At 44.8% G+C, this 24,462-nt stretch carries 18 protein-coding genes; 5 read left to right on the top strand and 13 right to left on the bottom strand.

Going from position 1 to position 24,462, the window contains the following annotated elements:
* Positions 1–25 precede the first annotated feature (25 nt).
* Genes iolD through ABXS85_RS18320 form a run of 3 tightly spaced genes read right to left on the bottom strand, consistent with a single transcriptional unit; the run spans position 26 to position 5,026 of the window.
* Complete coding sequence (gene iolD, locus ABXS85_RS18330; protein WP_353667972.1) at positions 26–1,888, bottom strand: 3D-(3,5/4)-trihydroxycyclohexane-1,2-dione acylhydrolase (decyclizing); 1,863 nt, start codon at positions 1,886–1,888, stop codon at positions 26–28.
* 22 nt (positions 1,889–1,910) lie between these two features.
* Positions 1,911–3,857, bottom strand: a complete 1,947-nt coding sequence (gene iolC, locus ABXS85_RS18325) for a 5-dehydro-2-deoxygluconokinase (RefSeq protein ID WP_353667971.1) — start codon at positions 3,855–3,857, stop codon at positions 1,911–1,913.
* Positions 3,857–5,026: a Gfo/Idh/MocA family oxidoreductase gene (locus tag ABXS85_RS18320; RefSeq protein ID WP_353667970.1), complete on the bottom strand. Its 1,170-nt coding sequence runs from the start codon at positions 5,024–5,026 to the stop codon at positions 3,857–3,859. The genes iolC and ABXS85_RS18320 overlap by 1 nt, the downstream gene beginning before the upstream one ends.
* A 451-nt stretch (positions 5,027–5,477) precedes the next feature.
* On the opposite strand from ABXS85_RS18320, the gene ABXS85_RS18315 reads away from it, so the two are divergent.
* Positions 5,478–6,344 (top strand): MurR/RpiR family transcriptional regulator, encoded by an 867-nt coding sequence (locus ABXS85_RS18315; protein ID WP_353667969.1) that lies wholly within the window; start codon positions 5,478–5,480, stop codon positions 6,342–6,344.
* A 63-nt stretch (positions 6,345–6,407) separates the two neighbouring features.
* On the opposite strand, the gene ABXS85_RS18310 is transcribed toward ABXS85_RS18315, so the two are convergent.
* The 3 genes from ABXS85_RS18310 to katG form a co-directional block, all read right to left on the bottom strand.
* A complete protein-coding gene (locus ABXS85_RS18310) occupies positions 6,408–6,878 on the bottom strand; it encodes a DUF2127 domain-containing protein (protein ID WP_353667968.1) in 471 nt (156 codons plus the stop codon).
* A gap of 90 nt (positions 6,879–6,968) precedes the next feature.
* Positions 6,969–7,931 (bottom strand): intradiol ring-cleavage dioxygenase, encoded by a 963-nt coding sequence (locus ABXS85_RS18305; RefSeq protein WP_353667967.1) that lies wholly within the window; start codon positions 7,929–7,931, stop codon positions 6,969–6,971.
* A gap of 146 nt (positions 7,932–8,077) precedes the next feature.
* The gene (katG, locus tag ABXS85_RS18300; RefSeq protein WP_353667966.1) at positions 8,078–10,279 is read right to left on the bottom strand and encodes a catalase/peroxidase HPI; all 2,202 of its coding nucleotides are present in this window, start codon (positions 10,277–10,279) and stop codon (positions 8,078–8,080) included.
* A gap of 377 nt (positions 10,280–10,656) precedes the next feature.
* Here katG and codB point away from each other — a divergent pair, with 377 nt between their 5' ends.
* The 4 genes from codB to ABXS85_RS18280 all read left to right on the top strand — a co-directional run bounded on the left by codB (position 10,657) and on the right by ABXS85_RS18280 (position 16,570).
* A complete protein-coding gene (codB, locus tag ABXS85_RS18295) occupies positions 10,657–11,913 on the top strand; it encodes a cytosine permease (RefSeq protein WP_353667965.1) in 1,257 nt (418 codons plus the stop codon).
* Entirely contained in the window at positions 11,910–13,151 is a 1,242-nt protein-coding gene (locus tag ABXS85_RS18290; RefSeq protein WP_353667964.1) for a PucR family transcriptional regulator ligand-binding domain-containing protein, read from the top strand. Before codB ends, ABXS85_RS18290 begins: the two co-directional genes overlap by 4 nt.
* An 8-nt stretch (positions 13,152–13,159) precedes the next feature.
* Positions 13,160–14,407, top strand: a complete 1,248-nt coding sequence (gene codA / locus ABXS85_RS18285) for a cytosine deaminase (protein ID WP_353667963.1) — start codon at positions 13,160–13,162, stop codon at positions 14,405–14,407.
* Positions 14,408–14,533: 126 nt separating this feature from the next.
* Positions 14,534–16,570 carry a methyl-accepting chemotaxis protein gene (locus ABXS85_RS18280; RefSeq protein ID WP_353667962.1) on the top strand — a complete coding sequence of 679 codons (2,037 nt, stop codon included), beginning with the start codon at positions 14,534–14,536 and terminating at the stop codon, positions 16,568–16,570.
* Positions 16,571–16,577: 7 nt separating this feature from the next.
* Here the strand turns inward: ABXS85_RS18280 and ABXS85_RS18275 are convergent, their stop codons facing one another.
* The 7 genes from ABXS85_RS18275 to ABXS85_RS18245 all read right to left on the bottom strand — a co-directional run bounded on the left by ABXS85_RS18275 (position 16,578) and on the right by ABXS85_RS18245 (position 24,398).
* Complete coding sequence (locus ABXS85_RS18275; RefSeq protein ID WP_353667961.1) at positions 16,578–17,543, bottom strand: D-2-hydroxyacid dehydrogenase family protein; 966 nt, start codon at positions 17,541–17,543, stop codon at positions 16,578–16,580.
* Between the two features lie 174 nt (positions 17,544–17,717).
* Positions 17,718–18,893 (bottom strand): acetyl-CoA C-acyltransferase FadA, encoded by a 1,176-nt coding sequence (fadA, locus tag ABXS85_RS18270; RefSeq protein WP_353667960.1) that lies wholly within the window; start codon positions 18,891–18,893, stop codon positions 17,718–17,720.
* A gap of 26 nt (positions 18,894–18,919) precedes the next feature.
* Positions 18,920–21,070 (bottom strand): fatty acid oxidation complex subunit alpha FadB, encoded by a 2,151-nt coding sequence (gene fadB, locus ABXS85_RS18265; RefSeq protein ID WP_353667959.1) that lies wholly within the window; start codon positions 21,068–21,070, stop codon positions 18,920–18,922.
* Between the two features lie 83 nt (positions 21,071–21,153).
* Positions 21,154–22,083, bottom strand: a complete 930-nt coding sequence (locus tag ABXS85_RS18260) for an FAD-binding protein (RefSeq protein ID WP_353667958.1) — start codon at positions 22,081–22,083, stop codon at positions 21,154–21,156.
* Positions 22,080–22,832 carry an electron transfer flavoprotein subunit beta/FixA family protein gene (locus ABXS85_RS18255; protein ID WP_353667957.1) on the bottom strand — a complete coding sequence of 251 codons (753 nt, stop codon included), beginning with the start codon at positions 22,830–22,832 and terminating at the stop codon, positions 22,080–22,082. Before ABXS85_RS18255 ends, ABXS85_RS18260 begins: the two co-directional genes overlap by 4 nt.
* Before the next feature lie 253 nt (positions 22,833–23,085).
* A complete protein-coding gene (locus tag ABXS85_RS18250; protein WP_353667956.1) occupies positions 23,086–23,838 on the bottom strand; it encodes an enoyl-CoA hydratase-related protein in 753 nt (250 codons plus the stop codon).
* Entirely contained in the window at positions 23,838–24,398 is a 561-nt protein-coding gene (locus ABXS85_RS18245; protein WP_353667955.1) for a DUF2889 domain-containing protein, read from the bottom strand. The genes ABXS85_RS18250 and ABXS85_RS18245 overlap by 1 nt, the downstream gene beginning before the upstream one ends.
* Positions 24,399–24,462: the final 64 nt, after the last annotated feature.

Raw genomic sequence — 24,462 nt, 5'->3', positions numbered from 1 at the left:
ATTGCTCCCTAAATCGTTGCAATAATTAATAAGGCTGTTTTTGTTTTGCTGCTTGGTAGTTACGCTCAGCGTCTACTACTTGCTGTCTGCTCGAAACCTCAGGCACAGCCACATCCCACCATGCGCCACCTTCTTGTGTGCTCGGCATAGGGTCTGTATCAATAGCAATCACATAGGTTTTGTCACTGGCTCTTGCGCGTACTAACGCTGCTTCCAATTCAGCCAAACAAGCCACCTGTTCTGACTCAGCACCTAAGGCTTTAGCATGAGCGGCAAAATCGGTTTTTGGTGCACCCGCTTCGATCGTATGACAATCCTGTAATAGGTTATTAAAAGGTTCACCGCCACAAGCATTTTGCAGGCGATTAATACAAGCATAACCACGGTTATCTAACACCACTATGGTGAGCTTCAAACCCAACATAACTGAGGTAGCGATCTCAGAGTTGAGCATTAAATAGCTACCATCGCCGACCATCACAATGATTTCTCGCTCAGGTGTGGCCATTTTCACGCCCATGCCGCCAGCAATTTCATACCCCATGCAAGAGAAGCCATATTCCACGTGATAGCCCAAGTCATCGGAAGTACGCCATAACTTATGCAACTCTCCAGGTAAACCACCCGCCGCTTGGACTATGGTGGTATTGGCTTGGGCTTGACGGTTGATCACCCCAATGACATTGGCATCAGTAGGTAAATAAGACGCATCATTAGCCTGTTGCGGCATAGCCGTAGCTTGATCGACCGCAGCCAACCAAGTCTTATTCCACTCCAAGACTTGCGTTTGCCACGCCTGATCACTCTGCCAAGCAGACAAGTCCACTTGTATTTCTTGTAAGCTGGTTTTAGCGTCAGCAACCAATGGCAAGGCGTTGTGTTTTTCCGCATCAAAAGGAGCGGTATTGAGGCTCAATAAAGTACAATTAGGATTCGCAAACAAGGTACGAGATGCCGAAGTAAAGTCTTGCAAACGAGTCCCCACAGCAATAACCAAATCCGCCTCTTGCGCTGCCGCATTTGCAGCACTGGAACCCGTCACACCTACCGAGCCCAAATTCCACTTATGATCCCAAGGCAAAGCGCCCTTACCTGCTTGGGTTTCACAGGCTGGTACACCATGCTTTTCTACAAAGGCTTTGATTTCTGGCAAAGCATGACTGTAATGCGCACCACCACCAATTACCATTAGCGGTTTCTTAGCCTGTTTGATTGCTTCAACGGCCTCAGACAATTGCTGAACGTCAGCACGATTACGACGCAATCCATGCACCTTTTTAGCAAAGAAACTTAGCGGATAATCGTATGCCATCGCTTGTACGTCTTGCGGCAATGCAAGGGTAGCTGGACCACATGAAATCGGATCCAACATAGTATTGATCGCCACAGGTAAACTAGTAATGAGCTGCTCAGGACGATTGATACGGTCAAAATAGCGTGACACAGGTCGGAAGCTGTCGTTTACCGAAATACCCGGATCATTAAAGTGCTCTACTTGTTGCAACACAGGATCAGGCGTACGTGTTGCAAACACGTCCCCAGGTAAGAACAGCACAGGTAAACGGTTGGCCATTGCCAAACCCGCTGCGGTTACCATGTTCAAAGCACCTGGTCCGATTGAGGTGGTGCAAGCCATAATACGCTGACGTCTATGTTGTTTTGCATAGGCACAAGCGGCTAGCGCCATGCCTTGCTCATTATGCGCGCGATAAGTGGTAAATTCTTCTTTCACTTGCGCCAGCGCTTCACCGATCCCAGCCACATTACCGTGACCAAAAATCGCCCAAGCACCGCCAAATAATGGCACTTCTTTACCATCAATCACTGTATATTGTGCTTGCAAATGCTTTACCAAGGCTTGTGCCATGGTTAAACGAATTGTTTCCATTTTTGCCTCCGTTAGCGGGCGATTAAAGAGATTTACCCGCTTCGTTACGCTGACGCCAGTATTCGCTCATTTCAAGATAATTGCTCTTCACTTGAGCAACAAACTCAGCATCATTAATGTCATTTCTTAGCCAAGCTTTAGTTGGCGCTGAGAAAATGGTGCGACCTATGGCAAAGCCTTTACATATTTCTTGTCCTGCTGCCGCATAGAAACCTGCTTTTAGCTCTTCCACCGGCGCATCCAAGCCCAGTAACACCACACCACGACAGTAGGGCGCACGAGCTTTGATAATTTTGTCTATGTTCTGCCAAGCCTTCTTGCTTGGCGAAGGCAACTTCCACCAATCTGGGAATACACCAAGATTGTAGAAACGCTCAATAGAACGAGACAATGTCTCATCGTCAACGTCCGAATCTGCAGGCGGAATGATTTCTAACAACAACTCATGTCCTGTAGTACAGCAAGCTCGATACAAATCCATGACTTTTTGTTCTTGCTCGCTGCGCAAATTAACCTCGTCATCTGGGTGATAAAACACCAAACATTTGACTATGTGATTAGCAGGCCAAGTTGCAATGGCTTGGCCCACATTGTTGCCAAGTTCAAATCGTATAGGACGACTGCTGGGCATCTCTACCGGGCGAGCAATCCAATGATCCTTGCCGGTAATGTCATTCAATACATTCTGCGCATAAGTACCGTCCGCTAGAATGCCCGTACCACCAACGCTATCACCTAAGGTCTGAGCACCTTCATAAGTCGCTTGTAAGATCAATTCCTTCGCCTTGCTAATACGTGAAATGGGCGCACCCGCTTCACGGCACATATCAACAAATTGACGTCTGTGGTCAAATGCCAAAATACACATATCCTGCCAATCTTTGTCTTCCCCTTGGCGCTCTAAACGCTGGGCAGTGACGCGATGCAAATAATTCAATACAGGATCCAAATCAGGACGTGGAATCTCATCACGGTGAATTAAATAGTAATCTAGCTCTTCTAAACTTGGCATGGCTGGCGAACAGCCGTGACGAGACACCACAATGGCGCCACAAGCATTAGCATAATCACAAGCATTTTCGGTACTTTCTTGATTAATCCAACCGCGTAAATAACCACTTAAGAACGCGTCGCCAGCGCCTAAAACGTTCAGCACTTCTACCGTCACACCGTAACGAGTAATGCCCTCATCTAGGGTTTCGGGGATCGCGCCTTTGAATACAGAACATCCCAAAGCACCACGTTTTACCACCAATTCAGCAGACGATACTTTGCGAATGCGCTTCAAACACTCAATGGTATCCTCGCATCCACCCGCAATATGAAACTCTTCTTCCGTACCAACAATCAAATCGCACAGGGGCATAATAGACATGATGTGCTCAGTAACAGCATCATCAGAAACAAAGCGATTTTCCCCTTCACCACGACCTGTCAAGCCCCAAAGCACTGGACGATAGTCAATATCAATAATTACTTTGGTATCATTTGCTCTGGCGTACTCAATGGCCTTGCGTGCCGTTCTGTCGGTAGACTCTGTAGAGAAATGGGTTCCAGTAATCAGCAAAGATTTCGATGAAGCAATGAAATCCTCATCAAAATCCTCTTCTGAAATGGCCATATCAGCGCAGTTTTCACGATAAAAAATAAGTGGAAAAGTATCTTGATCTTTAATCCCTAATAACACCAAACCAGTTAAACGCTCTTGATCGGTAATGGTATGCGACACATCAACGCCAACACGCGCCAACTCATTGCGAACAAAACGCCCCATGTGCTCATCGCCAACACGAGTTAACATAGCTGACTTCAAGCCCATACGAGCAGTACCAAAAGCGATATTCGCTGAAGAGCCACCCAAATACTTCTTAAAACTACTGACATCTTCCAGCGGTGCCCCAATTTGTTCGGAGTACAAATCCACCGCTGCACGCCCTAAACAGATGACATCCAGATTCTTATTTTTCATTATCGATCCCCATCATATTGTTTAACCTTGATCCAAGTATTTCCTTCATATGACTCAAGCACATCATCAAGTATTATATTGACCTGAGCAGCCGCTCTAAAATCTGGCCATAAGGTTTGACCATGAACAACGCCCTCATAGAGGTCACGAATTTCAACAGCTTTCATATCGTTGAAACCCAAACCATGCCCAGCCGACACACAGAATGCGGCATAATCTGGGTGCTCAGGTCCTACCAACACTCGTCTAAAACCTTGTACATCAGGTCGGTCATCCACTAAGTAAAGTGAAAATTCAGATAACCTTTCCTGATCAAACATTACGCTTCCTTTAGTGCCGGTCAGTTCAAATGACAAACCATTCTTTCTACCCCACGCCACACGAGAGGTTTCTAAAGTGCCTTGAGCTCCGTTAGCAAAACGCACCATCATATGGGCTTGATCGTCATTTTCGACCAGCCCTATGGCATTGCTATTCGTATTGGAAGTCTCAACAGGACGCTGCTGATGAACAATTTTTAAATCGGCACACAGTTCGCTGATTGGCCCAACCAGATGCAAAGCCAACTGCACTAGGTGTGAACCTAAATCATTAAGTGAGCCCGTTCCGGCAAATTCTTTTTGCAAACGCCAGCTAAATGGCAAATCGGCATCGGCTAAATAATCCTCATTAAAAACGCCACGAAAATGCACTATGTCGCCCAATTCACCACGTTCAATAAGTTGTTTAATAAATTGCACGGTAGGGTTTTTGATGTAATTAAAACCCACCAATGTTTTTACGCCTGCCGCCTCTGCCGCTTCGGTCATTAACTTGGCATCAGTCGAACTCAATGCCAACGGCTTTTCACTGTATACATGTTTGCCATTGGCAATAGCGGCTAAGGCAATCTCTTTATGAAGAAAGTTCGGTGCACAAATATCAACCACATTAATGTGTGGATCTGCCACTAACGTTTTCCAGTCACCAGTAGAACGCATGAAACCAAGTTCAGCCGCCTTTTTCTCTGCCAATTCAGGTGTGGCATCTGCCAGCAGGTCACAAATGAGAGACTGGCTGGGAATCTCGAAAGCTGCCATAGCGTTACGATAGGCAATCGCATGAGCTTTCCCCATGTATCCTGATCCAACCATACCCACTCTTAACTGCTTAGATAGTTGCTTAGACATCAACTCATACCTCTAAACACGACCCATTTTTGTTAGCTGCAATAGGTCGTCTGTATCTTGCTCAGCGGTGGAATCTCTACCGGCACCGAAACAAAGTTTGTTTTTATATTTATCGTTCATTTCAACAACAGAACAATAATAGAATATTTATTTCAAAAAACTCAAGAAATAAAAAAATTATTTTGGTTTTTTTCGTACATTTCTTTTGCAGGCTTAAAAAAAAATAATTTAGTGTTTAAAAAACAGTCATTTAGAAATTGATCAAATTTAAAACAGTCCTTTCGTTTTATTTGCTTTTTTGAAACACAGGTTCTAAAATTTGCTCTTAGAGAATCTGTCGTTTTATTGCCCTACCCTTATTCAATAGAAAAAGTCATTCGGCAGTGACACCCATCGGAATGCCCATAGTCAGCATCCCCGTATAATCATCATAATAATAAGGAGAGCGACTTTGGCCGCACCTTCCAGCCTTGAACAGTTACAACAAGCTATCAGTCGGAACTACGACAATTTGTCCAAGCGTTTGCAACAAGTTGCGCGCTTTCTTTTAGAACACCCCAATACAGTCGCTTTGGAAACAGTCGCCAGCCTTGCTCAACAATGCGGCGTCCCACCATCTACTCTGGTTCGCTTTGCAGCGGCGTTTGAGTACAATGGCTTTAGTGAAATGCAAAATCTGTTTCGTCAATCTTTAGTGGAACAAACCTCGACCGCGAGCTACAGCGAACGAGTAAAAATGAACAAAAAAACCGCTGGTAATAATATTAATGCTAGTGACGTGCTTAGTGAGTTTAGTGGCAATAACGCATTTTCAATGAGCCATATGGCTCATCAGTTTTCCCCTGATACCTTAAATGCCGCGGTAGATATGCTTGAACATGCGCAAAACATATACTTGATCGGCTTACGTCGGGCGTTTCCCATTTCCAGTTATTTTGCCTACAGCTTACGTCACCTCAATAAAACCACACACCTTATCGATGGTGGCGGTGGTATGCTGGTTGAACAGGCCAGTAATATTCGCAAAGATGATGTCATTATAGCGACTACCTTTAGCCCTTATGCGCAAGAAACCGTCACGGTAAGTGAATATGCTTACGCGGCAGGAGCCAAAGTCATCGCCATTACAGACAGTAAAATTAGCCCTCTAGCGGCCATGTCAGACGTATGTTTTGATATTAAAGAAGCAGAAGTTATGGGCTTTCGATCGCTGACGTCTTCTATGACACTGGCGCAAACTTTATTGGTATCACTAGCATATCGATTGAATGCTGACGGCCAAATAGGAGATGCAAAACAGATCGTCTGGAAACATTAAATCAACCCTATGAGCGAGCGATCTGTCTTTATCTACAAATAAACTCTTCTAGGCAAAGTTTAACTAAATCACTTGCCATGATGACTTGGGTCTGTCACGTTTTAATACCCAAAACAAATAACTCACGACCATAAGGTTAAAGAGTAAAATCATCCAATTACTGAGTTTGCCCACATCTTGATAAATCGCATAGAGCTCAAATGGGATATACAAGCACCCACTCACGAAAGCGAACCATTCCGTCCAACGAAGATGAAACCAGAGTCCGTATGCCATCACAAAGCGAAAACTGGCGTACAAGAGTGCCAACGAAGTGAACATAGGAATACGCCCTTGTGAAATATTATCAGCCAACATCAACACCCATTGTGCATAATGATTCTGCTTTGATATATCCAGCGCCTGCATCTTCTCCAGCACCAGGGTGTGTAAATCTTGTCCTGATAAAAAGTGCACTATTACAACCAACACCAAGGCAATCACACCTTTGATACCTTCGATTACGGCTAGTGCATGTAAACCTTCAACCTTCATCTGTGTCTCTGATTCTAAAAATCACAGACTAACTTGGAAAGATGACAAAAACATGATGAAGCCAAACGGTTACATCATTTTTCAAAATGATCACCCCTTAATCACTAAGCTTTTCCATGCCAACATAGACTTATCGGCCATGGCTTTCGTCGACATTAAATACCCTTGATATCCCTCAGATGGAAATACCGTATCTGTATCATTAGTGGTATCCGGCGCGCCGTGACCAGAATAGATTGCTTCATTCACCATGATGTCTTCTACTAACACATCATCAAAACCAACTTGCGTGGTTAATATGCTATTTGAAGTAGTAATAGTAAGATGAATATGAACCGCTCGGCTCACATACCACCCTGGAAAACAAGTCTCAAAATAGACTAGACCATTTTGATCTGTTATTTGCACTCCACGAAACCAATCATTGCTTTGATAATTTTCCTCTCCATTGGTGCAGAAGTCGACCATACGCATATCATTGCCGCTGTACACACCTAATGGATCGCAGTGCCATATGTCCACTTTTGCGCCCACTACAGGCTGACAGTGTTTGTCCATGACCTTAAACCAAAGACGCACAGGCAAGCCATCACGTCCGGCAGATATATCTTTACGAAAACGAGTACGTGAATAACAAGGTCCCTCCGTGGTCGTTTCACTGACAAAACACGCATTTTCCAGATTGGCCTGTCTTAATGGATTAAAATACAGCAGGTTTTGGTCCATCGCTTGTGTTCCACCAGTTAACCACTTCGCGTTCGCCGTAGCTTTACCAGCTATCAATTCACGTTGTGGCGGGTTCCCAGGAGCGCCACCTGGTGGTGGCATATCTTGGCTACCTGGCGGCGGCATGCTTCCTCGTCCCAAAGGAGGTTCGGGAAGTCTGCCACCTTGCACCCTACTAGGATGGGAAGCAAAAGAGGCTTCACTATCTGTAGATTGAGACGAAGAACAACCTAGTAAATTAACAAAAGGCAAAGCCACGAGACTCGAAGAAGCTAACTGAATCAACCTTCTTCGGTTTTTTTGCAATTTGGCTAAGTTTTGTTTCATCGCAGTCATTCCCCCCAGAAAAGCTGTAAGGTAGTGTGTCAAAGTATTCTAATAAACCCTTTATACATTGCTTTACCTTCTTGACACTTACAATAAAAAGCCCCACTACTTCACAGTAGTAGGGCTGAGCGTGGTAACGCTAGGAGTTAAGCTAGATCGAATCGATCCAGCTCCATTACTTTAGTCCATGCTGCTACGAAATCCTTCACAAAATCATCTTGTGAATCAGAGCAAGCATACACTTCAGCAATAGCACGTAATTGCGAGTTAGAGCCGAAAACTAAATCCGCTCGAGTCGCTGTCCAACGTTTGGCTCCGGTACTACGATCACGACCTTCAAACGTCATTTCTTCATCCGAAGTAGCCACCCATTGAGTTCCCATATCAAGCAAATTCACAAAAAAGTCATTGCTCAATACGGCTTTTCGTTCTGTTAAGACACCATCTTCAGAATCTGCATGATTCACACCTAAGACTCGTAAACCACCTAGCAAGACGGTCATTTCAGGAGCGGACAATGTCAACAACTGCGCTTTGTCTAACAAAAATTCTTCTGTGGTCACAGTAAACTTGGCTTTTTGGTAATTTCTGAAACCATCCACCAAAGGCTCCAAGACTGAAAAGGATTCCACATCTGTCTGTTCTTGTGTCGCATCACCACGACCCGGTGTAAACGGCACCTCAATATCGTAACCTGCAGCTTTAACCGCTTTTTCCACACCAACCGAACCCGCTAACACAATCAAATCGGCTAAAGAAATCTGTTTACCACTGGTCTGCGCTCGGTTGAATTCTGCTTGTATGGCTTCTAACTCTCCTAGCACAATTGCCAATTTAGCAGGTTCATTCACCGCCCAATCTTTTTGTGGAGCCAAACGAATTCGAGCACCATTGGCGCCACCACGCATGTCAGAACCACGATAAGTAGACGCCGAAGCCCAAGCTGTTGACACCATTTGTGCAACTGATAGGCCGCTTTGAGAAATCTTTTCCTTCAAAGAAGCAATATCCTTTTCATCAACGACAGAATTTGTGTTTTTTGGGATAGGATCTTGCCAAATCAATTCCTCACTTGGTACCAAAGGTCCTAGGTAACGCTCAATCGGCCCCATATCACGGTGTGTTAATTTAAACCAAGCTCGGGCAAAAGCATCTGCTAACTGGTCTGGGTTCTCGTAGAAACGTTGCGAAATTTCTGCATAGACAGGATCAACTTTTAGAGCCATGTCAGCCGTCGACATCATAGGCGCATGACGTTTCGTCGCATCATGTGCATCAGGCACCGCATCGGCTAGAGCGCCACCCTTTGGCGTCCATTGCTGCGCCCCAGCAGGACTGGTGGTTAATTCCCACTCATTGTTCAATAGGGTGTCAAAATAACCGTTATCCCATTGAATTGGATTCGGCGTCCAAGCGCCTTCCAAACCACTGGAAATGGTATCTACACCATGCCCACTACCCTGACTGTTGCGCCAGCCAAAACCTTGTTCGGCAATGTCTGCCGCTTCTGGATCTGGGCCCACCTGAGCAGCATCACCGGCACCATGAGTTTTACCAAAGGTGTGACCACCAGCCACCAAAGCTACAGTTTCTTCGTCGTTCATCGCCATGCGTTCAAAAGTATCACGAATATCAAACGCCGATGCCAATGGATCAGGTTGGCCATTTGGCCCTTCTGGGTTAACGTAAATTAAGCCCATTTGTACTGCCGCAAGAGGATTTTCCAATTCGCGCTCACCTGAATAACGTTCGTCATCTAACCAAGTAGTTTCCGTTCCCCAATAAATATCGTCTTCTGGTTCCCATACATCCACACGGCCACCCGCGAAGCCAAAGGTTTTAAAGCCCATTGACTCCAACGCGCAATTGCCCGCAAGAATCATTAAGTCTGCCCAGGAAATCTTACGACCGTATTTTTGTTTAATTGGCCATAAAAGGCGACGCGCTTTGTCTAGGTTAACATTATCCGGCCAGCTATTAAGTGGTGCGAAACGCTGGGTGCCAGAACTGGCGCCACCACGACCATCTGCGGTTCGATAAGTACCGGCACTGTGCCAAGCCATACGAATAAAGAAAGGACCATAATGTCCATAATCTGCAGGCCACCAATCTTGTGAGTCCGTCATCAAGGCATACAGATCTTGTCGCACTGCCTCTAAATCCAAACTGTTAAAAGCTTCAGCATAATCAAAGTCGCCCCCCATTGGGTTCGACTCTTGCGAGTGTTGGTGCAGAATTTTAAGGTTCAGCTGATTGGGCCACCAATCTTTATTAGTGGTACCACGGCTTGCGGTTTGTGTTGCCATTCCAGCCCCATGGGGAAATGGGCATTTGCTTTCATTAGACATAACCTTCTCCTACTTTTTTATTTTCCTAAGTTGGTGACTGAACTTACTCAGGATAACGGCAATAAAATGGATGCAAGTGGATTACTCCACATCGTTCTAATATTTATAGGACTATTAGCTAACAACATCTAATAAATAAAAACTAACGATGTGATAGGCTTGCTCCAATTAACGTCATAAATCGGTGCATTAAGCGACTGATTTTTTCATAGCTATAAAGCAAGATAGAAGGAAGTTGTCTAGATTGCCTAAGATGATTGCACATTTATTGGTCATATTGCCAAAAATCTTTCCATCTTCTATTCATTTTTAAAACTGGTTCATAAGTTGCTTATCAATAATCTGTAAGTATCAATAAGATGCATTAGGAGAGTGTAATGAACCAATCTGATTATCCGTTATCTGAAGTGCCACAAAGTGCACGTCGTGGCTTATTGCCTATGGCGTTTGTGTTGCTGGGTTTTACCTTTTTCACCGCCACCATGTGGGCTGGAGGAAGCTTAGGTAAAGCTTTTTCTTTCTCAGAGCTCTTGTGGGTGATATTGCTAGGCAATTTCTTACTTGGCGCTTACGCCTCTGTGCTTGCTTATATTGCCTTTAAAAGTGGTTTAAATAGCGTGCTGATGGGGCGTTATTGCTTTGGCGAAGTCGGTAGTAAGCTGTCGGACTTCGTGTTGGGCTTCACTCAAATAGGTTGGTACGCTTGGGGAACCGCTACCCTTGCTATTGTACTGGTTAAAGTCACCGGTATCAGCGAAAGCTGGCAAACACCTTTGATGATACTATTTGGTATGGCCTTCTGTATTACTGCCATGATAGGTTTCAAAGGCATGGACATCTTATCGCGTTTTGCCGTGCCTTTAATGCTGATCTTTATTTTAATCAGCCTCTATACAGGCTTAGTGGATGTGGGCGGTATGGCTGGTCTACTAAACATAGAAACTTCAGAGAGCCTGAGCTTCACCGCTGCGGTTACCATAGTAATTGGTACTTTTATCAGTGGCGGCACGCAAGCCACCAACTGGAGCCGTTTTGCCAGCAGTGGTAAGGTTGCCATTATCGCTACTATGGCGGCCTTTTTCATTGGCAATGGTCTGATGGTACTGACTGGTGCTCTCGGCACTCTAATCTATCAACAAGCTGACATTGTGGATGTCATGTTAGCGCAAGGCTTTTTGGTACTGGCAGTGCTAATGTTGTTCATGAACATTTGGACAACGCAAGACAACACGATTTACAACTTTGCCGTAGCTGGCTGTAATTTGTTGCGCACCGATAAGCGTCGCACTGTCACACTGGTTGGCGCGGCCATTGGCACCCTACTTGCCGTTTTTGGCATGTACAACTTTTTGATTCCCTTTTTGATCTTACTCGGAACCTTTATCCCACCTATTGGTGGCATTATCATGGCGGATTTCTGGGTACGTCATAAGGGTCAGTACCCAAGTCTTGCATCCAGTCAACTCCCTGCTTTCCATTGGCCTGGATTAATAACCTATGTTATCGCCTCAGCCGCCGCATACGCGTCACCAGTAATGCCACCTATTGTGGGGGTAATCTCTGCCGTCCTGATCTATGCTGTATTGACTATGATTACTCAAAACCAACCTAAGACAGCCATTAAGCATTCATGAGCATCAGTTGTGCCGATATACCTAAACTACCTGGCCTTGAAAGCATCACCTTTCGAGCAGGGTTAACCGGAGGCCAACGCATAGTGCGTTGGCCTTATGTCGCAGAAAACGAATCCATTCAAGCATGGGTTAGCGGTGGTGAATTGGTATTTGTTACTGGTATCAATCATACCCGTGACGAAACCAACCTGTGTCAGCTTATTCATGAGGCGGCGCAAAGTCATGTGGCCGGTATGGTCATCTTAACTGGCCCTGAGTTTATTCAAAAAATTCCTAAGTCCGTATTGGAATTAGCCAATCATTATCAGATACCTTTATTTGAACAACCTTACAATTTAAAAATGGTGGTGGTGACAGAAATCATCAGTAACGCCATTGTGCAAGATAACTTACTAGGAAAATCTGTTCGCTTGTTTTTAAGCAAACTCATTAACGGCTTTCAACAAGCGCCTGAGCTGATTCATCTAAGAGCCAAGGATCTTGGTATCAGCAGTCATTCAGCCTTTGTTAGTTTATGTTTGAGTTATCGTCTGAAGGATGACACACAAGTCCCTTCTGCCAACACGCAGCTTCAACAACATCAGCACATTGAACAAGCGTTAGAAGCCCTGTTAAAACGCCGCCATATCGAGTGGCCAGTCTTGTCCGACGAGAAAGGCTTATTAGCAGTTTGGCCAACACAAAAAAATGAAATTACCGAACTCTATGAGGACCTAGCGCAACTGCGTGAACGTCTACAAATTCACTTTCCAGATCTGGCTTTGAGTATGGGGGTGAGCAGTCAAAAACAAGGCTTGGAAGATTTATCTGAAGCGGTTGAAGAAGCCAGACAAGCTTTGCAATTTGCGATAAAACACCCACATCAAAAACTCTTTTTCTATGAACAACTGGGCATAGCCCAATTATTTGCAGCCATCCCACAACGCAATATGCTCGCCGAGTTTTGCAAACAGCATCTAGGAAATTTGTGCTTTTGCCGTGACGCTGCCAGTTTAGAAATGAAAAATACCCTAGAGCACTATTTCAATCACTTTGGGCATTTACAACAAACCGCCGATGCCATGGACATTCATCGTAATACCTTGAGCTATCGTTTAGGGCGTATTGAGCAAAAGCTCGGCTATTCCTTACAAGACCCTTTCAGTCGGCTCAATCTACAAAACGCTCTGTTGATCGAGCAAATTTTATTTCATCATCATAATTTGGATGGTCAAAGTCGAATTTTGGCCGAGGATTAAGGACACTTATGCAAATTATTAACGCCCGTTTACGTCACCAAAACGAACTTTTCACAATCGATATTGAACACAGCAAGTTCGCCAAAATCACATTACAAACTCAAGTTATGCATGCCACAGAAAAACAACTAGACGCGCAACAAAATCTACTTTGTGCGCCTTTTGTGGAACCCCATATACACTTGGATGCCGCACTGACCGCTGGAGAACCAGAGTGGAATCAAAGCGGTACCCTATTCGAAGGTATCGAACGCTGGCGTCAACGCAAACCCATGCTGGATGAAGCGGATATCCGTCGCCGAGTCATCTCCACCATCAAATTACTGGTGCAAAATGGTGTACAGGCTATTCGTACTCACGCAGATACTACCGATCCAAGTTTAATCGGCATAAAGACATTGTGCGCCATTCGCGATGAATTGAAAGATAAAATCCATATCCAAGTAGTCGCTTTCCCTCAAGATGGCATGCTGTCTTACCCAAACGGATTGAGTTTGATGGAACAAGCGCTGGAAATAGGTGCCGATGTGGTCGGTGGTATCCCCCATTTCGAATACACCAGAGAAATCGGCGAAGAATCCATCAAAACCTTGATTGGCTTAGCGCGAAAATACGATCGCTTGGTGGATGTACATTGTGATGAAATTGACGACCCCAACTCACGTTTCTTAGAATTTCTAGCCTACGAAGCCCTTAAATTCGATATGGGCCACAAGGTCACCGCCAGTCATACAACCGCTATGCATTCTTACGATAATGCCTATTGCTCTAAGCTTTTTCGCTTACTAAAAAACTCAAACATCCATTTCATTTCTTGCCCAACTGAGAGCATTCATCTACAAGGCCGCTTTGACACCTTCCCTAAACGCCGTGGAGTGACTCGAGTTAAAGAACTCTTAGAAGCGGGTATGAATGTGTGCTTGGGACAGGACTCAATTTTTGATCCTTGGTACTCCTTGGGTAATGGCAAGCTATTGAGAACATTAGATTTTGCCCTGCATATCTGTCAAATGATGGGCTATCAAGACTATCGACAGGCCTTGGATCTTATTACCGACAACAGTGCTAAAACTCTGTGTATAGAAGATTACGGCATTGAAGTGGGCAAAACAGCAAACTGCATTTTATTGGAAGGCGAAGACGATTACAGCGTCATTCGTCGTCAAGGCGAAGTACTGCTGTCAATACGAGCTGGCGAGATCATAATGCAACGTCAAGCATCGAAAATACTAAATACGCTAAACCTGCAAGAGTAAAACCCCTAAGCTGTTATTATTGTTACTAAAGTTTACGAATTAAATGGATATGGCTTTGGCATTATCACCTCCCCTTACCTAGACTATTTTTTGAACAACCAACAATACTAGGTAAAGGGAAGCACAATGCGTATTCACTCCATTCGCTTAAAAGTTATGATGCCGATCATATCTCTCGCTCTCATTTTAGTGGCTCTCTTTGTTTTCATGATGTTTATGAGCAATTTGCAAAAACGTTCAATGAGTATACAAACAGAACATTATTTTGAAGCCATTTCAGAAGTTCTCAACGCAGATCGCGATATCTATCAAGCTCGACTAGCACAGGAAAAATTATACGCAAACGATGGTGATAGAGAGCAAAATCTTCAAGATTACGAGGAAAACGCCCAACAAGTTTATGACCGTTTTCAATTATATCTAGGACACCTTGAGGGAGAACCAAGTCAATTAACAGAGCCATTCGACACATTTGAAGAACTTTATAATCAATGGCTTTCGGCAAGTAACCAGTTAGTTATTACTTCAAAAGCTCAAGTCACTATTTCACAAGAGTTTCAAAACCTCGATGAAAAATTTATCGTCATTCGAAACATGCTCGATGAGGCCGGAGAAAAGTTAAGAGATCATACCCATAAAATGGAAGAAGAATACGGCTCTGATTTAGATTTACAGAATTATATTGAAGCCATCGCTGAAGTACTCAATGCTGATAGGGATCTATACCAAGCTAGACTGGCGCAACAAGAAATCATCAACGGTATTGGCAACTTTGAGGAGAATAAGCAATTATTCCAAGAAAATACTCAGCAAGCATTACAACGTTTTCATACCTATCGTAGTCTTTTGGTTTCAGAACCTTTTCTAACCGACCCATATAGAGAATTTGATACCTTATTTAATGAGTGGCTACAAGAAAGCGAATCCTTTATCAACTCACCCAATATTGAAAATAAAATCCAGCTTTCGGAAAGTTTTATCATAGCGGATAAAGCCTTTGGCGACATTCGGAATATGTTGGACGTCGCAGGCGAAACCGTAAGAAATTATTCTCGGGAGATTGAACAACTCACCCAAGACAAAGTCAGGTCCTATCAGGAAATGGCTATGGTTATCATTGTCATCGCTTTTCTAATTGCCATGGCATTTGGCTACTTTATTCCTCTTAAACTGACCAAAGAGGTGAAAAGTATGACCAAACGTATCAAGGAGATTGCAGAGGGCGATGGCGATTTAACTCAGAAAATTCATTCCACCTCAAAAGACGAATTAGGCGATTTAGCAAAAGAGTTTGATGGCTTTGTAGAACAGCTTCGTCTCATCATCGCTAGTATTCACAAGCAATCAACGTCATTAGGTAAAATGACCCATGAATTAAAAAATGCTTCTGTGAACACCACCCAGATCACCGAAGCCTTAGGCACAGTTTCGGATTCCATTGTAAGTGCAGGCCATGAAATGAATATGGCAAATCAGCAAATGGAAAGTGCCGCCTCAGAAACCGCAGCTGAAGCAACCACCTCGACAAACCTGACACAACAGGGAATTGAAGCGGTGAAAACGTCTCACGATGCTATTTCGAGTTTGATTGATGATATAGAAGAATCGTTAACAAGAGCCAAAGAATTAGAAGAAAGTTCAGAAGCCATTGCCTCGGTATTAGAAGTGATACGTAATATTGCAGAACAGACTAATCTTTTGGCCTTGAATGCCGCCATAGAAGCAGCACGAGCCGGTGAACAAGGTAGAGGTTTTGCGGTCGTGGCGGATGAGGTCCGTACGCTTGCTACACGAACGCAAGACAGTACAGATGAAATAGAAACCATGATTGATCGACTAAAAGCCAACGTGAAGAAATCATTAAATGCGACACAAAGCAGCCGCACTAATGTAAACCATACCGCCGCTAACTTTGATGAGGTGATTCGCACCTTCGACTCTCTAAAAGCATCCTTTGAGAAGGTGCAAAATATGGCTGCTCAAACCGCTCAAGCCACGCAAGAACAATCTAGCGTTTCCAATAGCATTAATGAAAACTTGGCCTCTCTCAAAGAACAAACGGACGGGGCAGAAGAAGTATCCTCACTCATCAGCAACCAATCAGACCAAATTTCAAAACTTTATCAAGGACTTAATAAACAAGTCGGCAGTTTTAAAGTTTAGTATTTGGCTATTTCTTAGCAACAAGTTGCTGTGGCTTGCCCTTTGCAAAAGCCACAGCGTTTTCAAAGGCCGCCTTAAAATACAACTCATAGCTATTGTGCTCAACATAGCCAAGATGTGGTGAACACAAGACATTAGGCAAGCCTAACAAAGGTTCATTTTGTGCATTGGCAGGCTCATTTTCATACACATCCACCGCAGCGCGTTTACTTGGCACGCGACTTAATTCGTCAAACAAGGCGGCCGATTCAACCAGTTCAGCACGACTGATGTTGACGAACAAAGAGTCGGCTTTCATCAGTGCTAGATCAGCTTTTGTCACACAGCGTTTGGTTGCTTCGTTGAGGCGCAAATGCAAAGATACTATGTCGGCCGCCTGGAAAAAGTGGGACTTAGACTCAGCGACCAAGAAGCCATCCGCCAAAGCCTTTTGACGTGAAGCCTCACTGCCCCATACCATCACCTGCATACCAAACACTTTAGCAAATTGAGCGATACGCTGACCGATTTTTCCATAGCCCCAAATCCCTAATAATTGACCATTAAGTGTGCGCCCCAAACCAAGTGCTTTGGACGATTGCCACTCTCCCTTTTGTAGCTGATTGACATAAGTTGGGATATGACGACTTGCGGCCATGATCAAAGCCCAGCAAAACTCAGCGGGTGCCACAGGAGAACCAACGCCTTCTGCAACTTCAACACCATATTGGTGGCACAATGCAGGGTCCAAATGATTACTGACTTTACCTGTTTGACTAATGAGTTTGAGATTTGGCAAGCGCTGTAACAGGCTTTTGGTAATAGCAGTACGTTCACGGATCAGCACCAAGATATCCACATCGCTCAACTTCTCAACCAACTCATCCTCGCTCAAAGTTTGGTTGAACACCACCACCTGATAATCTTTTAACAAAGCAAAGCTGGCCAAATGTTTCACACTGTCTTGATAATCGTCCAATACGGCAATCTTCACACTCAACTCCTTCATACCATTGTGAAATTCGCTGGGTCACTATCATGATATAGAATCGTCACTGTGTCACGACAGTGAACAAAGCAAGAAGCAAAAAAGCCCCACACAAGGTGGGGCAAAAGACAGAAGTTAGAGATAGAGCTTATCGAAGTAGCATTCGATAAGTTATCAGCATCACACTCGTTCAAATACGGTTGCAATGCCCTGCCCCATGCCGATGCACATGGTAGCAAGCCCGAGTGTTGCGTCTTTATCACGCATCACGTTAAGCAGAGTGGTGGAAATACGCGTACCTGAACAACCTAATGGGTGTCCTAGGGCGATTGCGCCACCGTTTAAATTCACTTTCTGATCGACCAAATCCAATAGTTTCAAGTCTTTCAACACAGGAATAGATTGCGCCGCGAAAGCTTCGTTTACTTCCACCATATCGATATCATCAATGGTCAAGCCAGCGCGTTTCAATGCTTTTTTAGTGGCAGGTACTGGGCCGTAACCCATGATGGCTGGATCACAACCAGCAACCGCCATACTGCGAACTTTAGCCATTGGTGTTAGACCAAGGTCCTGCGCTTTTTGTGCTGACATCATCAACATAGCCGAAGCACCGTCAGACAAAGCAGAAGAGGTACCAGCGGTTACCGTACCTACTTTTGGCATGAAGACAGGTTTCAACCCAGCTAAGGATTCCATAGAGGTTTCTGGACGAATAACTTCATCCACCTCAACTAGCACCTTATTGCCATCCGCATCATGACCTTCTAGGGCAACGATTTCGTTAGCGAAACGACCTTGCAACGTAGCTTCATGAGCAAGACGATGAGAACGCACTGCAAATTCATCTTGAGCTTCACGGCTAACACCGTGCATCTTGCCCAACATTTCAGCCGTTACCCCCATCATCATGGACGCTTTTGCCATATGCTTAGACAAGGCCGGGTTCACATCCACGCCATGCATCATGCCAACGTGGCCCATGTGCTCAACACCACCTACCACAAACACATCACCCTGACCTGTCATAATGGCTTGCGCTGCGGTATGAATCGCAGACATGGAAGAACCACAAAGACGGTTTACCGTTTGTGCAGCTGAAGTGATTGGCAAACCAGCCAATAAAGAAACCGCACGGGCCATGTTGAAACCTTGCTCTAGGGTTTGGTTCACACAACCCCAGATCAAGTCTTCAACCTCATTAGGATCAACATTTGGATTACGCTTGAACAAGGCCTTAACTAGACCTGCAGATAAGTTTTCTGCGCGCACGTTACGAAACACACCATTTTTGGATTTACCCATAGGTGAGCGAACTGCGTCGATGATTACGACATCATTTGGATTCAGTTTCATGGAGATTCTCCTCTTCCTTTGGGCAATTAAGCGCTGTAGTAAGTTTCGTTGTTTTTCGCCATTTCACGCATCTTCGCGGTTGGCTCGTACAACTTACCTAAGTGGCTGTATTTATCTGCAAGGTCACAAAATGCTTGCAGTCCCATCTGATCCAAGTAATGAAGAGCACCGCCCAAGTAAGGAGGGAAACCGATACCGTAAATCAAGCCCATGTCCGCTTCAGCGGCAGAAGAAACAATCTTCTCTTCCAAACAGCGTACTGTCTCAATACACAATGGAATCATCATACGAGCGATAATATCCTCTTCGCTTAATTCCGTTTTAGAGGTCACAACGGGAGCAAGCAGCTCATTGATTTCTTCATTGAAAATTTTCTTCGGCTTACCCTTACGATCTGGCTCATAAGTGTAGAAGCCCTTACCATTTTTCTGACCAAAACGCTCTAATTCAAACAAACGGTCAACGGCATTTTTGCCTTCGTGCTTCATGCGATCTGGGAAGCCATCTGCCATCACCTGATCGGCGTGATAAGCTGTATCCACACCCACTACGTCAAGCAAGTAAGCCGGACCCATTGGCCAGCCGAAACGCTCCATAGTCTTATCAACTACTTGGAAATCCGCCCCTTCTTGCATCATCAAAGAGAAACCTGCGAAGTAAGGGAAGAGAACTCGGTTTACCAAGAAACCAGGGCAATCATTCACCACCACTGGCGTTTTGCCCATGGCTTGCGCGTAAGCCACGGTCTTAGCAATGGCTTCATCACTGGTCTTTTCACCGCGGATAACTTCTACCAAAGGCATGCGATGCACAGGGTTAAAGAAGTGCATACCACAGAAGTTTTCTGGACGTTTTAGCGCTTTGGCCAGTTCGGTGATGGAAATAGTGGAAGTGTTCGAAGTAAGAATAGCATCCTCTGCAATCTTGTCTTCTACTTCAGCCAAAACCGATTTTTTGATATTCACGTTCTCAACAACCGCTTCCACCACAAGATCTACATGATCAAACTCGCCGTAGCTCAAGGCTGGTGTAATGCCATTCATGGCTTTTAACGCTTTGTCTGTGGTCAAACGACCACGCTCAACTTGTCCATTAAACAATTTGTTCGCTTCACTCAAACCAAGATCTAAAGCGTCTTGGCGAATGTCTTTCATGATGATAGGCGTGCCTTTCGAAGCGGACTGATAAGCCACACCGCCCCCCATGATACCGGCCCCCAAAACGGCAGCTTGTGTTACTGGTGTAGCGCCTTTTGATAACTTGCCTGCGGTTTTCTTAATAGCTTGATCACTTAAGAAGAGATTAACCAAAGATTTCGCAACCGGCCCTTTAGCCAACTTGATGAAACCTTTAATTTCCGTCTCAATGGCTTTGTCCATTGACTGGCTAATGCCTTTTTCCATGGTTTTGATGGCTGCCATTGGAGCAGGGTAATGTTTGCCCGCTTTCGCTCCAACCACACCACGAACCGATTCGAAAATCATCATTTTCTCAATCGGTGTGAACACCATCGGAGCACGCAATTCATCACGGCGAGCTTTGTAATCCAGTTTGCCATCCATCACTTGTTGAATGAGATGACGTGCAGAGTCTTGAACTTTGTCTAGGGCAACAACGGCATCGACCGCGCCGTCTTTCATAGCATCCGCACTGCGTTTTTGTGCGCCGCCACAAATCCATTCACAGGCATTGTCCACACCAATGAGGCGAGGTAGACGCACCGTCCCCCCCCAACCTGGATAGATACCTAACTGGGTTTCAGGAAGACCAATTTTCGCTGAATCGGCCATCACACGATAATCACAAGACAACACCAATTCCATCCCACCGCCTAATGCAATACCGTTAATGGCTGCAACCGTTGGACATGGTAAGTTAGAAATATCGTTAAAAATGTTGTGTGCATCGCGCAATTTATCTGTTAACTCTTCATCAGAGAGCTTAAACCAAGTCATAAACTCGGTGATGTCGGCACCGACAACAAACACGTCTTTTGCACTGGCAAAGACAACGCCTTTTAGATCGTCAGTTTGCTTTAGAGTATCAACGGCCTTTGACAGCTCGCTTAAGGTAAGACTGTTAAACTTGTTAACTGACTCACCAGCCAAATCCAGAGTGACGGTTGCCACACCGGCATCATCGACTGCAACCTTGACTGCTTGTCCTTCGAAAATCATGCTGGTCTCCAATTATTTTTATTATGACCCAGTTCAATACACATAAACTGGGCACAGATTAGATCGTTTTCCCTAAAGGGTGCTTATAGATTGCCTTCCAGTTCTGGTACGGCTTCGAACAAGTCCGCTACCAGACCGTAATCAGCCACTTGGAAAATAGGCGCTTCTTCATCTTTGTTGATCGCCACAATAACTTTGGAATCCTTCATACCCGCCAAATGTTGAATGGCACCGGAAATACCAACCGCAATATACAAATCTGGCGCAACGGTTTTCCCTGTTTGACCGACTTGCCAATCGTTCGGCACAAAACCCGCGTCGACTGCAGCACGAGAAGCACCAACGGCAGCTCCCAGTTTGTCCGCCACACCTTCGAGTAATTTGAAATTGTCGCCATTACCCATACCTCGGCCACCAGACACCACCACTTTCGCTGCCGTTAACTCTGGACGATCCGATTCCGCCAATTCTTCTTTCACAAAACGGCTCTTATCCGCCACAATAGCTTGTGTTAGCACTTCACGCTCTGCACTACCGCCTTCGCTTGCAGCAGCATCAAAGCCTGTAGCACGCACCGTCATCACCTTTACTGCATCCGATGATTTCACCGTAGCAATGGCATTACCAGCGTAGATAGGACGAACAAAGGTATCTGCCGCTTCTACTTTGATCACGTCAGACAATTGTGCAACGTCTAACAAGGCGGCAACGCGTGGTAAAAGGTTTTTGCCCGTTGTTGTCGCCGGCGCTAGAATGTGTGTGTAACCTTCTGCCACATCTAGAATCAGCTTAGACGTGTTTTCGGCCAACTGATGTTCGTATGCTTGATGATCGGCAACCAATACTTTCGCCACCCCAGCAACCGAAGACGCTTGTTCAACAACCGTTTGGCACTCAAAGCCCGACACCAACAAATGAATATCACCACCAATTTGTGACGCAGCCGTCACTGTGTTTAGCGTGGCAGGTTTAAGAGACTTATTATCGTGTTCAGCAATGACTAAAATACTCATGACACCACCTTCGCTTCATTTTTAAGTTTGTCTACCAACTCAGTGACTGAGCCTACTTTGATGCCACCAGCACGTTCAGGCGGTGGCGTAACCGACACCACACTTACGTTAGAGCGAATTTCTACCCCTAAGTCTGCAGGTGTTTTCACATCCAGAGGCTTTCTTTTAGCTTTCATTATGTTTGGCAAGGAAGCAAAACGCGGCTCATTCAAACGTAGATCCGTTGTGACTACCGCTGGCAAAGTCACCGCAAGGGTTTGTAGTCCACCGTCAATTTCACGAGTCACTTGCGCTTCACCATTTTCAATCACCACTTCAGAAGCAAATGTCGCCTGAGGATAATCTAATAATGCGGCCAGCATTTGACCCGTCTGATTATTATCAGAATCGATCGCCTGTTTCCCCATAATAATCAAATCTGCGGCTTCTTCTTGCGCTACTTTTGCTAACAATTTCGCTACTGAAAGGGAATCCACATCATCTTCTGCTTCTACTTGAATGGCACGATCAGCACCCAAAGCAAGCGCCGTACGCAAGGTTTCTTGGCAAGCTTTAGAACCGATGGAAACCGCCACCACTTCCGACGCTATGCCTTTTTCTTTCAGGCGAATAGCCTCTTCTACAGCGATTTCACAGAAGGGATTCATAGACATTTTAACATTCGTAAGATCGACCGCAGTCTGGTCGGCTTTGACACGAACTTTGACGTTATAATCAATAACGCGTTTAACAGAAACTAGGATTTTCATAAGTCCCTCGTATTTATTATTTTCTTGCAGTCTATATTAGTTTGAGAGCGATTTTCATCAATAACAAAAAAGCGCCAGTTAACTAACAAAAATAATCATGGATGGATTTTGTTAGTTTATCTCATGCTCTTTCTTCTTTTGAGTGTAGCCGCAATTTATGGAAAAAAACGCAGTGTATGTTGAAAACAAAATTTATTCTGCACGCAACAAAAAAGCCCCATCTGTGATGAGGCTTTGGATATCAAGCATTACTTTATTTATTTCGCGATAAAAAAGCAGCAAAGGCCTGATAGGCTTCTTGGGATTTTAATCTGTCCTTGAAGATACGTCCTTCACGCATCAACGCCATTTGTACATCGTCTTGCTCACGATACTTTAATAAATCCTTGCTCAATGCCACCGCTTCCACGGGTAAAGCAGCTATTTTCTGAGCGTACATTTGTGCCACCTGAAATGCCTCACCCGGTTCACACAAATGATTAAGCATTTTCATATCATGGGCTTCTTTTGCGTCAATAAAATCACCTAAAATAAGCATTTCAAAAGCTTTTTGATGACCTACCAATTGCGGTAAAAGGTGACTGGATGCCGCTTCAGGCACAACACCAAGTTGCACAAACGGAAATTGCAATTTGGCACTGCGTGACGCCACCACCATGTCACAATGCAATAGCATAGTTGCACCAACTCCAACAGCACGACCTTCCACACCCGCTAACAGAGGTTTTTTATAGCCACTGAGCATTTGCAAAAATGCCATGATGGATTCCATTTTCTCAGGTGTTTGAGCGATTTGTATAAACTCTTTGATGTCATTACCCGAAGAGAAGTCGTCTCCAGCACCAAAGATCATACTGGCCTTTACCTCAGAGTTCTGTTCAGCAAAATGCAATAACTCAGTTAATGCCTGATACATTTCTAAGGTAATCGCATTTTTTTTATCTGTGCGGTTGAGGCAAATGTATTGCACTCCCGCTTCGATTTTTTCCGTTACAAATTCACTCATTAGGAGGTCTCCCCTACTGGCAATGTTAATACTTGCTCATCTAACAACTTTTTCACCATAGGACCATCGTCAGCCCAGCCTCGACAAGTATTCACCAACTTGCCAATCGCCATAGGCACTTGCTGCGGGTATTTTTCGCTTAACGGCTGCCACATGGTCTGAAATGCTGTGGTGGCCGCGACTGGCAATAACTCCAGCACATGAGTACAACCAGACTTATCGGCAAAGGTTTCCTTTAACCAACGATTCCAACCGGGACCAATACGTGTCCCTTTCACCACATCAAAAGACGGCACCGCACTACCACAACCAGGAAAAGGAAAGGCATCCATAGAAACTTCAATGTCTTTTATTAGAAAGTGATCATCCAGGGTTAAACGCACATACATATCATGAAAAGGCGTGTCTTTAGGTACCAGGCTGCCATCGTATTCCCGATGAACATCATGAGCTTTAAGGTCTTGCATAGTGGCTTCGACTTCCCACAAACCGTCGTCACGCAAGAAACCATATGACTCAATACGACGACGATGCAGCAACTGACGTTTCACTTGCGTCATCATTCTCTCCTAGGAAAGGCGTGTAGAAAGGGGGACTGTGAGACAAGCAAGTTAGCTGCTGTCT

The organism is Marinomonas sp. THO17, assembly GCF_040436405.1.
Taxonomy (GTDB): Bacteria; Pseudomonadota; Gammaproteobacteria; order Pseudomonadales; family Marinomonadaceae; genus Marinomonas.
This window is presented reverse-complemented; position numbering and strand designations above follow the sequence as displayed.

Coding starts and splice junctions, on each gene's coding strand:
- iolD (WP_353667972.1), bottom strand. CDS start 1,888: ATGGAAACAATTCGTTTAACCATGGCACAAGCCTTGGTAAAGCATTTG.
- iolC (WP_353667971.1), bottom strand. CDS start 3,857: ATGAAAAATAAGAATCTGGATGTCATCTGTTTAGGGCGTGCAGCGGTG.
- ABXS85_RS18320 (WP_353667970.1), bottom strand. CDS start 5,026: ATGTCTAAGCAACTATCTAAGCAGTTAAGAGTGGGTATGGTTGGATCA.
- ABXS85_RS18310 (WP_353667968.1), bottom strand. CDS start 6,878: ATGAAGGTTGAAGGTTTACATGCACTAGCCGTAATCGAAGGTATCAAA.
- ABXS85_RS18305 (WP_353667967.1), bottom strand. CDS start 7,931: ATGAAACAAAACTTAGCCAAATTGCAAAAAAACCGAAGAAGGTTGATT.
- katG (WP_353667966.1), bottom strand. CDS start 10,279: ATGTCTAATGAAAGCAAATGCCCATTTCCCCATGGGGCTGGAATGGCA.
- codB (WP_353667965.1), top strand. CDS start 10,657: ATGAACCAATCTGATTATCCGTTATCTGAAGTGCCACAAAGTGCACGT.
- ABXS85_RS18290 (WP_353667964.1), top strand. CDS start 11,910: ATGAGCATCAGTTGTGCCGATATACCTAAACTACCTGGCCTTGAAAGC.
- codA (WP_353667963.1), top strand. CDS start 13,160: ATGCAAATTATTAACGCCCGTTTACGTCACCAAAACGAACTTTTCACA.
- ABXS85_RS18280 (WP_353667962.1), top strand. CDS start 14,534: ATGCGTATTCACTCCATTCGCTTAAAAGTTATGATGCCGATCATATCT.
- fadA (WP_353667960.1), bottom strand. CDS start 18,893: ATGAAACTGAATCCAAATGATGTCGTAATCATCGACGCAGTTCGCTCA.
- fadB (WP_353667959.1), bottom strand. CDS start 21,070: ATGATTTTCGAAGGACAAGCAGTCAAGGTTGCAGTCGATGATGCCGGT.
- ABXS85_RS18260 (WP_353667958.1), bottom strand. CDS start 22,083: ATGAGTATTTTAGTCATTGCTGAACACGATAATAAGTCTCTTAAACCT.
- ABXS85_RS18255 (WP_353667957.1), bottom strand. CDS start 22,832: ATGAAAATCCTAGTTTCTGTTAAACGCGTTATTGATTATAACGTCAAA.
- ABXS85_RS18250 (WP_353667956.1), bottom strand. CDS start 23,838: ATGAGTGAATTTGTAACGGAAAAAATCGAAGCGGGAGTGCAATACATT.
- ABXS85_RS18245 (WP_353667955.1), bottom strand. CDS start 24,398: ATGACGCAAGTGAAACGTCAGTTGCTGCATCGTCGTCGTATTGAGTCA.